This window comes from Acetobacter sp. DsW_063 (assembly GCF_002153745.1).
Classification (GTDB): Bacteria; Pseudomonadota; Alphaproteobacteria; order Acetobacterales; family Acetobacteraceae; genus Acetobacter.
The window spans coordinates 1-12339 of sequence record NZ_JOPL01000101.1 but is presented as its reverse complement, the minus strand read 5'-3'; the positions used below and the strand labels follow the sequence as shown (position 1 = coordinate 12339).

Genomic DNA, 12339 nt, shown 5'->3' with positions numbered 1-12339 from the left:
TTATCTGCATTGCAGCAACGGCAGATCATCTCAAGACCTAACAGGCCCCAAGGCAAGCTGACACCCCGACAAAAAGGATACGGCTAAACGATGTCTGGCGGGCGTTGCTTATGGCAAAATACTTACCATGGAAATTTTCAGCGGGCGCGATCCCCGTTTCATGAAAAGCAAGCCACTGTGACAGCACGCAGATCAAAGAGTCTCTCGAATTGAGCTCCGCCGTGCGGCTCGTTTCCCCCTGCTTGACTCCAACATGGCGAACATTGCCAGAATCTCGTTTCCTTGGCGCGGGAGCGTCGCCCTCCTCGTATCCACAGGCGAGGCGAGCAGTTCGAAACCTTCTCCCGGATAGTGAATTGTGAAGCGTTTCGACAAAGTCTGGGAAACGCCCCAGCGTATTTGAACGAGAACACGGGCGGGCGTCATTTGATCTGATGCCTCAGACGATGAACAGTCTCGACAGCGCAGAAACGGAGCATCCCATCGGGGCCTCGGGGGTGGGGCGGTTGTCCTTCATGCGCGTTCTCGAGTGGCGCTGATTGACCGCGCACCACACGCCAAAACGCTCCAGATGGGGCTGGCGCAGTCGACTCCCTATCCGACCTTTATAGGCTCACCACGCAAAATACAGCATGTCTATCAATATTTGACCCGATCACTGGCACCACACCAATAGCTTTTCCAAAGCGGCTCTACACCGCCATCGACAGAACTGATTAGGGTGAGGATCACCTCGGAATGGAAGCACGCAAAGACAGGCTGGCACAACTGCCACAAAAGGGACGACGCGCCGACCCGTAACCGAAAATCACAAAGGCCGACCGTGAGATGACGAGAGCGCCTCATAACACTCATCGTCACGTTCGTTGGCTATTTACTCGATGTCGCCAAAGCTGATATACTTTTACAGCACGGGCGATAGTCCCGCCAATATTGTTCGCAAACTGCGAGCTGGCTCGTTTGACCGAACCCATTTCATATCTCCGCCTAAGACTGAGGTGATTTCCCGGTCAAAAGCCAGTCAGACGTCCTTGCAAAAAACGAAAGGGGGCGGTTACCCCCCCCTCCCGTTTCGTTGCAATCTGTGGCCCCCTAAGCCTCGATCTCTCGCTTGCAGTTCGACTACCCAAGCGGGCCGCGTCTTTATCGCGGCGAAAGCACCATCACCATCTGGCGGTTCTCAAGGCGCGGCATCTGCTCGACCTTCGCCTGTTCGTCCATTTCGGTGCGGATGCGCTCAAGCACCTTCACGCCAAGATCCTGGTGAGCCATTTCACGGCCACGAAAGCGCAGCGTCACCTTTACCTTGTCGCCCTCGCCAATGAACGACTTCATGGCGCGCATCTTAACCTGGTAGTCGTTTTCGTCGATGTTCGGACGAACCTTGACTTCCTTGATTTCGATGACCTTCTGCTTTTTGCGGGCTTCGTTCCGCTTCTTCTGCTGCTCGTACTTGAACTTGCCGTAGTCAAGAATCTTGCAAACGGGCGGTTCAGCGTTCGGGCTGATCTCGAGAAGATCCAGACCAACGCCATAGGCGCGCAGAAGCGCGTCGCGCATCGGGAGGACGCCGACCATCTCTCCATCCTGATCGATCAGGCGGACCGATGGTACGCGGATTTCTTCGTTAACGCGGGGTCCCTCGCGAGTCGGCGGCGCGGGAAGCGGTGGTCTGGCTATGGTCAGCTCCTGTCGTCGTTGCGGATGTGGGCGCGCGAAGGACGCCACGCCGCTGAGTGCGGCGCATTATGTGCGCAATCGGCGACGGAAATTCAAGCTACGCGCGCATGTGACAGCCATGTTCCGCCATGCGAAAATTACACTGCGCGATAGCCCCGGCCTGATCTGGCCGCCATCTCAATGGCGCGATCTCGTAAAATTATCTTCAAAAACAATATGATAAATAGACATCAGAGCCGTGGTGGCGGCCTGCCGCCACCCGATATCGAAATACGCGCGAGCCCACGTCACGCATACGTCAAACGCCTCCGCTCTGCCGATTACGGGCCGTCGTTGTCCCCATCGGCGTCTCCATCGCGAGAATCATCAGCCGGCCGCGCACCGATCTGCACCTGCAACACCACATTCGCCGTCTTGCGACGCACGGTGAGAGTCGTCGTCGCGCCGGGCTTGGCGGCCGCCACCGCACGAATCAGGCCCCGCGCGTTCTCGACGTGGTCCGTTCCAAACGCAATGACCACGTCGCCGCGGCGCAACGTCGCTTTGGCGCCAGGACCGCCCTTGTCGATGTCCACTACCCGGGCGCCGTCCGTTCCGGCGTCATCCTCAAGCGTGACTCCGAGCCAGCCGCGGTCGATATGGCCCGTCCGCCGCAACTGCTCGACGACCGGAATGACGATCTCGGAAGGGATGGAGAAGCCTATACCCACCGACCCGCCCGTTGGGGAGACGATGGCGGTGTTGATGGCGATCACCTCGCCCTGCATGTTGAACGTCGGGCCGCCGGAATTCCCCGGATTGATCGGCGCGTCGAGCTGCAGGAAGTCATCGAACGGACTTGCCCCAATGTCCCGGCCGCGCGCCGACACGATTCCCGCTGTCACAGACGACCCAAGACCGAACGGGTTGCCCGCCGCCATGATCCAGTCCCCGACCTGCACCTGGCGACTGTCGCCCCAGCTTACGTAAGGCAACGGCGTCAAGCTTTCGACCTTGATTACCGCGATATCCGTCAGGTCGTCGCTGCCGAGGACACGCGCCGGCAACTCGCGGCCATTGGCGAGCGAGACGGAAATGTTGTTGGCGTCGCCCACGACATGGTTGTTCGTGACGATGACGCCGGAAGGATCGATAATGAACCCCGAGCCGGCGCCAAGCATATCCTCACCGTGCTTGCGCAGCCGCTCGCGAAAACGCCGTTCGAGCGGCGTTCCCTTGACGTCTGGCAAAACGTGAATGCGTTTGCCGGAAGAGGGATCGACCTCACGCGTCACCGCGATGTTCACAACCGCAGGGACGACTTTCTTCACCAGCGGGGCGAAGGTCATCGGCAGGCCCTGCACCAGCGGCGTCGGCGCGGGGAGTTCGGTGGCGCGCGCCGTATCGGCCCGCGCCAGCATGGTCGCCGAGCCAGCTCCGGCTGCGCCCAGCCCTGTCAAGGAGAGCACGATAAAAGCGGTCGCCCGCCTGCTTAAACCTCGTCCGCCCGGCGGTCGGTCCAAAGGAAAATGAACCCCTTCCGCTCGCGGAGCGACGCACGGAGAGCTTGAGGAAGACCGGGGCAGGCTACCTGTTCGAGGAGGCATCAGGGGCTGAAGGCTTTCGTGAATGGCCGAACACTGGGTCGCCTGCGCAAGGATTCACGCTGCGTCGAGTCCTAGTGTTGGGTCAGACGGCGAAGCTGGGCAATCCCTGAGGACGTTTCGGCGGCTATTTCCCGCACGCCTGTGTCTCCTTCGACACCGTCTTCTCGCGGGGATGCGCCATGCAGGCGGCCAGTTTCTCGTCTCTCGCCCACCAACTCCCTCCGCCGCAGGACCCGACGTTGCGTCAACGGCGTTCCCGACGTGGGCCGGGTTGCGGCGGCTCGGCCAGAGCCGGATTCTCCGGCCAGTCGTGGCGTGGATAGCGCCCGCGCATGTCGCGCCGCATGTCGGCCCAGCCGTTGGCCCAGAAGCTCGCCAGATCAGCGGTCAAAGCCTGCGGGCGACTTGCAGGAGAAAGCAGCGCGAGGCGCAGTTTCACGCGACCGCCTGCAAGACGGGGCGTTTCCGACGTGCCGTAAAATGTCTGAGCCCGCGCTGAGGCGACAGGAACGGGCTGCGTGTAATCGACCTTGATGCGCCCGCCTTTCAACGACAGTTCCGTCGGCAATTCGCGGTCAAGCGCACTCAGATCAGCGTAGTCCAGTCTGGCCCGCAGGATGGCGAGCAGATCGAGATCCCGCAAAGCCGACAGCTTCGTCACTCCGTCCAGCCACGGCGTCAGCCATTCCCCGATTGAAGCGGCCAAAGCCTCGTCCGACAGATCAGGGAGAGTTTCTTCCAGCCCAAGTTCAGCCCGAGCCACGGCGACGCGAGCCTGAAACTGGCGCGCCGCGTCGGTCCAGTCGAACGTCGTTCCCAGCGTGGCTGCCGCCTGCCGCGCGAGAAGCCCTGCGGCGTCTTCGCCCCGGACCGTCTCCGTTCGATCGCGCAGAACCAGTGCACCAAGCCGCACCCGGCGGCGGGCGATGATAGATCCACTGACCGGGTCGAGCGCTGTCTCCACCTGTTCAGTCGCGCGCGCCAGCAGCGTGTCGGGCAAGTTGTCCGGATCGAGCGGCGCCGCCAGCCGGATCTCGGCGCTCTTGCGCAGGAACAAAGACGCGACGGCCAGCAGCTTTCGGTCCGCCAGCGGGTCAGCGCGCCCGATGCGCGCTGCCCCCCCGCCCGACAGACGGAAATCGCCGTCACCCGCGCCGCCCCGGCTTTGCGCGATACGGTCAGGGAAACCGGCCGCCAGTAGAGCGGAAACGTCGCCTCCCGCCTGCGTCCCCGCGGGAACGCGCAGGCGGCGGCGATACTGCGCCGCCGCCTGCCGGATGCGCGACAGGGCGCCGCGATCGGCGTCCGGATGATCGCCGCCGCCGATCAGACCCAAACGGAGCGCGATATCGGATGGCGGCACAGGCGGCGGCCCTCCGGCGCCGGGCGTATGACGTGGGCGCAGCGGGTCGCGTTCCTCCAGCAACGCTGCGATATCGGCGGCCAGAGCGGCCTCTCCAGCCGTACGCGTCGCCAGCATGATGGCCGCAAGGCGCGGATGAGCCCCGATCGTCGCCATCCGCTTGCCGAGCGATGTCGGTTTGCCCCGTTCATCAAGCGCGCCTAGTTCCTTGAGCAGTTCGGTCGCCGTCGCGACCCCGCCATTGGGCGGCGCGTCAGGGAAGCGGAGCGCGCCATTTTCTCCACCCATCTCTTCCGTCCACACTGCGGTCGCAAGCACGAAACCCGACAGGTCGGCGTCGAGAATTTCCGGACGGTCGTGCGGCGGCATGCCGCGCCCGGTCGCTTCCGTCCACAGCCGCAGCGCATATCCCGGCGCCTCGCGCCCCGCGCGGCCGGATCGTTGCGTTGCGGCGGCTCTGGAAATCCGCATGGTCTCAAGGCGCGAAAGCCCCGCCCCCGGATCGAAGCGCGGCGCGCGACGGAACCCGCTGTCAATAACAATACGCACGCCCGGAACGGTCAGGGACGTTTCGGCGATGGAGGTCGACAGGATCACGCGCCGCCGCCCAGCCGGATCAGGGGCTAGCGCACGGGCCTGCTCGGCGGGCGGAAGCTCGCCATGCAATGGCAGGACGGCGGCGGGAGCCCGTTCCAGCGCAGTGGCGGCGCGGCGTATCTCGCCGACGCCGGGCAGGAAGACGAGGATGTCGCCGCCAGCCTCCTCGGCCAACACGTCGCGGTGGGGGGCAGGCTGGCCGGACGGCGCGTGTAAAATGTCCAGAACAGCCTGCGCCGCCGCGAGCGGAAGGTCGCGCACATGCGTCAGATCTCGCTTCGCGTGGCGGATCGTCACTGGGTGCTGGCGGCCCTCGCTGACCAGCGCAGGAGCGTCGAGCAGTCGGCAAAGCGTCGCGGTGTCGGCCGTCGCCGACATCGCCACCAGCCGAAGGTCGGGCCGCAAGGTCTGTTGCAGGTCCAGCGTGAAGGCCAGCGACAGATCGGCGTCCAGCGAACGCTCATGAATTTCATCGAAGATGACGCAAGCCGTATCGGACAGCGTGGGGTCCGACAACAGCCGGCGCAGGAACAGCCCCTCCGTCACGACCTCAATACGCGTCGCGTCGGAGACGGCGGATTCCAGGCGCGTGCGAAAACCCACCGTCTGTCCCGCACGCTGTCCGAGCAGGCTCGCCATGCGTTCGGCGGCGGCGCGCGCGGCGAGCCTCCGCGGCTCCAGCACGATAATCCGCGCCGACGGATCGCGCCACGGCGCATCAAGCAGCGCCAGCGGCGCGAGCGTCGTCTTGCCCGCCCCCGGCGGCGCCACCAGCACGACGTTCGGGCGCTCCGCAAGCGTGGCGGTCAGTTCTGGCAAAATCGCACGCACCGGCAGGTCGTCGGCGGCTGGCGTCGGGGCGGGAAAAGCGCGAACGTTGTCCATGCGCCGGTTATGACGGGGCGGGCGCGGGGCGGCAATCGTCGCCCTCCTTGTTCCCGACGCTGGCGGAGCGGTAAAGCTCCTCCCATATTTCCGTCTGTCCGGTTTCGTTGTTTCAGGAGAGCGCCCTCTTGCGCCTGTCAGCCAGTCTCTTTTCGTCCGGTCGCCGCAAGCTGGCGACGACGCTCGCCGTGGCGTTCCTCACGCTGGCCCTTGGCTTGACGGGCGGCGCGTCGTCACGCGCGGCGGAAAGCGCCGTTGCGACGACGGAGCGCGATCAGGCGTGGCTCGTGAGCGACAGCGATACCGTTCAGCCTGGCCTGCCGATACGCGTGGGATTGCACCTCGCCCTGAAGCCGACCTGGCATACCTACTGGCGCAATCCCGGCGACGCTGGAGAGGCGCCGACACTTGCCGTCACGCTTTCGGGCGCGGTCGGCGGTCACGGCGACGTCATTGCATGGCCCGCGCCAGAACGCCTGCCGGACGGACCGTTGATGTCCTACGGCTATACTGGCGACGTATTGTTGCCAGTGACAGTCACGCCCGTCGCCGGGTCTTCGGATGCGCAGGACGTCACCGTCAAGGCGCATGCGGAGTGGCTTGTCTGCGCGGCCGTCTGCGTGCCGGAACAGGGCGACTTTCAGTTGACGCTGCACTCAGGCGCGCCGGCGCCATCGGCGCAGGCGCCGCTGTTCGAACGTGCGGCGGCGGCCCGTCCTCTGCCGTCGCCCTTCACGTCGTCGATCACACCCTCTGGATTGTTGCAGATTTCCGGCAAGGGGTTGTCGCGTGAAGCTGTCAGCGAAGCATGGTTCGTGCCGGGCACGCCCGGTGTTATCGATCAGGTCGCCGACCAGAAGCTGACATTCAATGATGAGGGGCTGTCGCTCTCTCTCAAACCGCTCGACGGGTTCAAGGCAGGGTCACCGCTGGAAGGCGTGCTGTTGCTCCGCGACAAGGCAGGACAGCAGAGCGCTCTCGATATGACCGCGCAGCCAGCAAAGGGCGCTGTCGCGTCGTCACCTGCATCCGGAGGGCGATTGGCAGCCGCGAGTTGGGGCGAACTGGCTGTGCTCGCATTTCTGGGCGGCGCGATCCTCAACCTGATGCCTTGCGTCTTTCCTGTGCTCGCCATGAAGGCGCTCGCCGTCGTGCGGCTGGGCGGGGAAGCCGCGCGGGTGCGCAGCGCGCTGGCGTATACGGCTGGCGTGCTGGTCACGTTCGCTCTTCTCGGCGGCGCAACGCTCGCGGTGCGCGGCGCGGGCGCGAGTGCCGGGTGGGGGTTTCAGTTCCAGTCCCCGGCTTTCGTAGCCATCATCTGCTGGCTGCTGTTCGGGGTCGGGTTGGGCATGCTCGGCGTGTTCGAAATGCCGGCCATCGGCGCAGGCCAAGGGGCTATTTCGCGCGCACATGGCGGCCTTGCCGACTTTCTCACTGGTCTGCTCGCCGTGCTGGTGGCGACGCCCTGCACGGCGCCGTTCATGGGCGCCGCGGTGGCAGGAGCGCTGGCTGCTCCTCCGCTGGCAGCTATAGGCGTGTTCCTGTGCATGGGGCTCGGGCTCGCCAGCCCTTATCTGTTGCTGGCGATCGTGCCGGGCTTCGGCAGACTGATCCCCAAGCCCGGCGCGTGGATGGACATATTCCGGCAACTGCTGGCGTTTCCGATATTCGCAACCTGCGTTTGGCTGGCCTGGGTGCTGGCGCGGCAAGGCGGCGGAGACGCCGTGCTGCTGCTGGGCGTCGGACTGCTGCTGCTGGGGTTCAGCGGCTGGCTTGTGATCAATGGGCGCGCGCTCGCCATGCGCGGCGCCTCCGGGGCGCGATGGGTGCGTGGGTTGGCGGCGATTGCAGCGGTTGCGCCCCTGACGCTGCTTCTCGCGCTGCCCGCACCGGCATCTGCCCCGACGGCTAGCGTGAGCGCTGAGCAGTCGGCGTTCAGCGACGCGCGTCTCGCAGCGCTGCGAGCACAAGGGCGGCCAGTGTTTATCGACATGACAGCGGCCTGGTGCATCACATGTCTGGTCAACGAGCGCGTGACGTTGAGCAGCACTAAGGTGCAGGACGCGTTCGCAAAGAATAACGTCGCCTATATCAAAGGCGACTGGACCAACCGGGACGAAGCGATCACCGCCTTTCTGCGCGCCCATGGCCGCGACGGCGTGCCACTCTACGTCTATTTTCCGCCCCATGCGGAGGGGCGTGTGCTGCCGCAGATCCTGACGCCGGATCTGGTGATCGGCGCAATGAAGGGGTGATGACGCCGTGGGGCACAATTACGCAAAGCCGTTGACCCCGGAACAGAAGCTTGCCCGCGTTCTGACGCGCGTGCCTGCTGATTGGGTTGTATCGATCGAACGGGAGGGCAACGCGGGGCTGTGGAAAGCCTCTGTCCATCCGGTCGGCGGAGTTGGAGAATGGGCGACGGACGCAGCGGATATCTCAAGCGCCGTGGAGGAGGCCTGGCGGTTGAATCGGGACGCGCTGAAGTGAAGTTTGTGCCGATTGCCGGGTAAATCGATGAGAGATGAGAAGCCGTTGCTATGTTTGCCGGGTTCGTGAACACATTTCTTCAGGCGCTTTGACGTCAGGCGATGATTGAATCGAAAAATTCGTAATGTCGATTGGGAAGCTGGCGAGTAAGAAACTCATGTGCATTAGGGTAGGTTTGTAGTCTTGAGGCCATTTTTGTTTTCGAAATGCTATTAACTGAGCCCCCCGCACTAGCTTACTCAAATCGCCACCAATAATTGCGTATTTCCTTTATCAATGCGGGTGATATCAGCAGAATGTCCCTGCACGCTCACTCTCATACATCGACCACCAGAAGTCGTATATCGGTTGCCCGCAGACATCGCTGACGGATTTCCTCGCGGCCGCCGAAGCGCTTCCGCTCCTGTTCCAGACGTAGATGGCTGAGTTCTATCATTGGCAGCTTGCACGCCTGCACGAGGCGCTTCATGTTGCGGTGACAGCCGTAAGGCTGGGCAAGCCCTCCTATCTTGGCTGGGGTGCTTTGGGTTTTTGCCGGGCGGCCTTGATCTCGGGATTTTAGGTGGCCACCGTCATCCGAGGCGGCTACGGCCGCACCGTCGCCATAAACCGCCATCTTGTCGGCTGGTGCGGGGCTGTAAGCCATTCTCCGGTTATCGGGACGGGCAGTCCGGGCTATCACTTCGCTGAGGGCTATAGCTGGTATTATGCTGACAGCGGTTTCGTTATCGTATCGGTGGCAACCGGCATGATCGTCTACTCCATCGCCGACGGCTGGTAGACCCCGCCCTTGCATGACGCTTTTCCCGCCAGCAAAGCGGGGGAAAGATCTCCATCGGTCGTATCAGGATAGTCGTCAGCAACGAGTATTCCATGAACAGTGTCGACCACTAAAGTTTTTCGAAATATAGGCGCCTGGTCGCCGTGCTCCTGACTGCGACCATCGGCCTCGCCGCGCCGGCGTACGCCACAGATCGATCCGGTCGGCTGTCTGTCGATGGGAGGGAGCGGGCATACACCGTGCATCTGCCCGATGGGCTTTCGCCTCCCGGCGGATATCCGGTGATCCTCGCGTTCCATGGCGGAGGGATGCAGGGGCGGCAGATGGAGAGGTTGACCCGTCTCGACCAGATCGCGAACATTCGCCGTTTCATCGCAGTGTATCCTGACGGTATCAACAAGCACTGGAACGACGGCCGTACGACTATCAGGGATCCGCAAGACGATGTTGGCTTTGTCGCGGCTCTGATTGCCCGGCTCAACACGGACTATTTGTGAACCGGCATGGAAAATTGCCCCTTCTGGAGGGGTAATCGGCACTGAAAACTGCCCCCCTTTGATGCATGGGTTCACATTGGTCTTCGTGATGGTGCACGGAGGCCTGTTTCGGGATGCTGGTCGTGGAGACAGTCGGAAAGATCCGGCGTGCGTATTTTGTGCAGGGATTGGCGATCAAGGCGATCAGCCGGGAGCTGAAGATTTCCCGTGAGACGGTTCGCAAGGTGGTCCGTTCCGAGGAGACGGAGTTTCGCTATCGGCGCAAGGAGCAGCCTCTGCCGCGGATTGGTCCGTGGCAGGAGATGCTGTGCGAGCTTCTGGCGGAGAACGAGAAGCGATTGCCGCGGGAGCGTCTGACGCTGATCCGTCTGTTCGAGGAGTTGCGTGGTCTTGGTTACGAAGGCGGCTATGACGCGGTGCGGCGTTACGGTCGGTCGTGGCAGCGGGCGCATGAGATGCGGCAGGATACGGCGTATGTGCCGCTGAGCTTTGCGCCTGGCGAAGCGTATCAGTTTGACTGGAGCCATGAAATCGTTGTGCTCAATGGCATCACGACCACGGTCAAGGTCGCGCATCTGAGGCTGTGTCACAGCCGGATGATGTTCGTGCGGGCTTATCCGCGTGAGACACAGGAGATGGTGTTCGACGCGCACGACCGGGCTTTCGCTTTTTTCAAAGGTGCGTGCCGCCGCGGCATCTATGACAACATGAAGACGGCGGTGGAGACGGTCTTTATTGGCAAGGCGCGTGATTATAACCGTCGCTTTCTGCAACTCTGCGCACATTACCTGGTGGAGCCGCAGGCCTGCACGCCGGCGGCGGGCTGGGAGAAAGGTCAGGTCGAGAACCAGGTCGGCCATGTTCGCAAGCGGCTGTTTTCACCACGCCTGAAATTTCGCAGCTATGCGGAGATGAATGGCTTGTTGCTCGATCGCTGTATTCATCTGGCGCGCACGGGTGCGCATCCGGAGCAACGGGACAGGACGGTCTGGGAGATGTTCATGGCCGAGCGCGCGGCGCTGGTGCCTTATGCCGGACCGTTCGATGGTTTTCACGCCCGCGTGGCGTCCCTCTCGAAGACCTGCCTGGTGCGTTTCGACGGGAACAAATATTCGGTTTCCAGCCGGGCCGTTGGCCGGCCGGTGGAAATCCGCGCCTAAGCGGAGCGTGTCGATGTCCGCCAGGACGGGCAACTGGTGGCCACGCATGCGCGGCATTTTGGTCGGGATCAGGCGATCTACGATGCCTGGCATTACCTGCCGGTCCTGGCCCGCAAGCCGGGCGCCTTGCGCAATGGCGCGCCGTTCCGCGACTGGGTGCTGCGGCGTCACTCGAGAGGATCCGTCGCCGTCTGAGTGGCAGCCACGATGGCGACCGGCAGATGGTCCGTGTGCTCATGGCTGTAACCGAGGACGGCCTCGTGGCTGTGGAGGCCGCCTGCCGTGAGGGCCTGGATGACGGCCTGTATTCCGCGGACGTCGTCCTCAACATCCTGTCGCGCCGACGCGAGGCGGCAGCGCCCGCCCTGCTGGCGATCCCCGATCATCTGACCCTGCATCACATGCCCCTGGCGGACTGTGGCCGCTACGACAGCCTGAGGACATCGTCATGATGGAACGCAGCCAGATCCTGGACGCGATGGGAGAGTTGAAGCTTTGCGGCATGAAGGCGGCTTATGATGAACTGGTCGCCAATGCCGTCAAACGTCAGCATGTGCCGCAGCAGGTCGTTGGCGATCTGATTTCAGCCGAAATCAGCGAGAAACAGGCCCGTTCCGTGCGTTACCAGATGACGATCGCCCGCATGCCGCTGGCGCGCGACGTCGAAGATTTCCGCTTTGAGGGCACGCCGGTCAGCGAAACGCTGATCCGCGATCTCGGACGTGGCGAGTTTCTCGATCATCGACGCAATGTCGTATTGGTCGGTGGCACCGGCAAGACGCATCTGGCAACAGCGATCGTACGATCATGTATCCGGGCGGGGAAACGTGGCCGGTTCTTCAATGTCGTCGATCTCGTCAACCGGCTCGAGGCCGATAGCCGGGCCGGTAGGGTCGGCCGTATGGCCGAGCACCTCGGACGCCTGGATTTCGTGATCCTCGATGAACTCGGTTACCTCCCGTTTGCCCAATCCGGCGGCCAGTTTCTGTTCCATATGATCAGCCGCCTTTACGAGCAGACCTCGGTGATCGTGACAACCAACCTCCCCTTTGGAGAGTGGGCCAGCGTGTTCGCCGACGCCAAGATGACCACCGCCCTCCTCGATCGCCTGACCCATCATTGCGACATCGTCGAGACCGGGCTTCTCCCTTGCGCCTACGGCTCCAGGGAGAAGCCCGGTCTCGATTCCAAGGGGTCATTTTTGGATGCCGATCGGGGGCAAATTTCAATGCCGATTGACAGCAAAGGCGGGCGACCGCCTGTCGTTCATGCGCTTCCTTGGCCTGGGGCTTTCAGATCG

The 12339-nt window shown here is 63.1% G+C and carries 8 protein-coding genes and 2 pseudogenes; 7 read left to right on the top strand and 3 right to left on the bottom strand.

Features of this window, described 5'->3' with window-relative positions; translation table 11 throughout:
- Positions 1 to 1143 precede the first annotated feature (1143 nt).
- The 3 genes from infC to hrpB all read right to left on the bottom strand — a co-directional run bounded on the left by infC (position 1144) and on the right by hrpB (position 6111).
- Positions 1144 to 1680, bottom strand: a complete 537-nt coding sequence (gene infC / locus HK28_RS12065) for a translation initiation factor IF-3 (RefSeq protein ID WP_035376619.1) — start codon at positions 1678 to 1680, stop codon at positions 1144 to 1146.
- Between the two features lie 320 nt (positions 1681 to 2000).
- Entirely contained in the window at positions 2001 to 3080 is a 1080-nt protein-coding gene (locus HK28_RS12060) for a S1C family serine protease (RefSeq protein ID WP_086644800.1), read from the bottom strand.
- Between the two features lie 430 nt (positions 3081 to 3510).
- Complete coding sequence (hrpB, locus tag HK28_RS12055) at positions 3511 to 6111, bottom strand: ATP-dependent helicase HrpB (protein ID WP_086644799.1); 2601 nt, start codon at positions 6109 to 6111, stop codon at positions 3511 to 3513.
- Positions 6112 to 6239: 128 nt separating this feature from the next.
- Between hrpB and HK28_RS12050 the strand changes: the two genes are divergently transcribed.
- The 7 genes and pseudogenes from HK28_RS12050 to istB form a co-directional block, all read left to right on the top strand.
- Positions 6240 to 8366, top strand: coding sequence for a protein-disulfide reductase DsbD (locus HK28_RS12050; RefSeq protein ID WP_233140522.1), 2127 nt, complete (start codon positions 6240 to 6242; stop codon positions 8364 to 8366).
- A 7-nt stretch (positions 8367 to 8373) separates the two neighbouring features.
- Positions 8374 to 8601: a hypothetical protein gene (locus tag HK28_RS12045; RefSeq protein WP_086644798.1), complete on the top strand. Its 228-nt coding sequence runs from the start codon at positions 8374 to 8376 to the stop codon at positions 8599 to 8601.
- 418 nt (positions 8602 to 9019) lie between these two features.
- Positions 9020 to 9163 carry a hypothetical protein gene (locus tag HK28_RS14055; protein ID WP_158093465.1) on the top strand — a complete coding sequence of 48 codons (144 nt, stop codon included), beginning with the start codon at positions 9020 to 9022 and terminating at the stop codon, positions 9161 to 9163.
- The gene (locus HK28_RS13830; RefSeq protein ID WP_143217415.1) at positions 9164 to 9382 is read left to right on the top strand and encodes a hypothetical protein; all 219 of its coding nucleotides are present in this window, start codon (positions 9164 to 9166) and stop codon (positions 9380 to 9382) included. It abuts the gene before it with no gap.
- A gap of 143 nt (positions 9383 to 9525) precedes the next feature.
- Entirely contained in the window at positions 9526 to 9879 is a 354-nt protein-coding gene (locus HK28_RS12035) for a PHB depolymerase family esterase (protein ID WP_086644796.1), read from the top strand.
- A gap of 113 nt (positions 9880 to 9992) precedes the next feature.
- Positions 9993 to 11558, top strand: a pseudogene (istA, locus tag HK28_RS12030) (IS21 family transposase).
- Positions 11488 to 12210, top strand: a pseudogene (gene istB, locus HK28_RS12025) (IS21-like element helper ATPase IstB); the annotation flags it as partial. The pseudogenes istA and istB, both read left to right, overlap by 71 nt.
- Between the last annotated feature and the right edge of the window lie 129 nt (positions 12211 to 12339).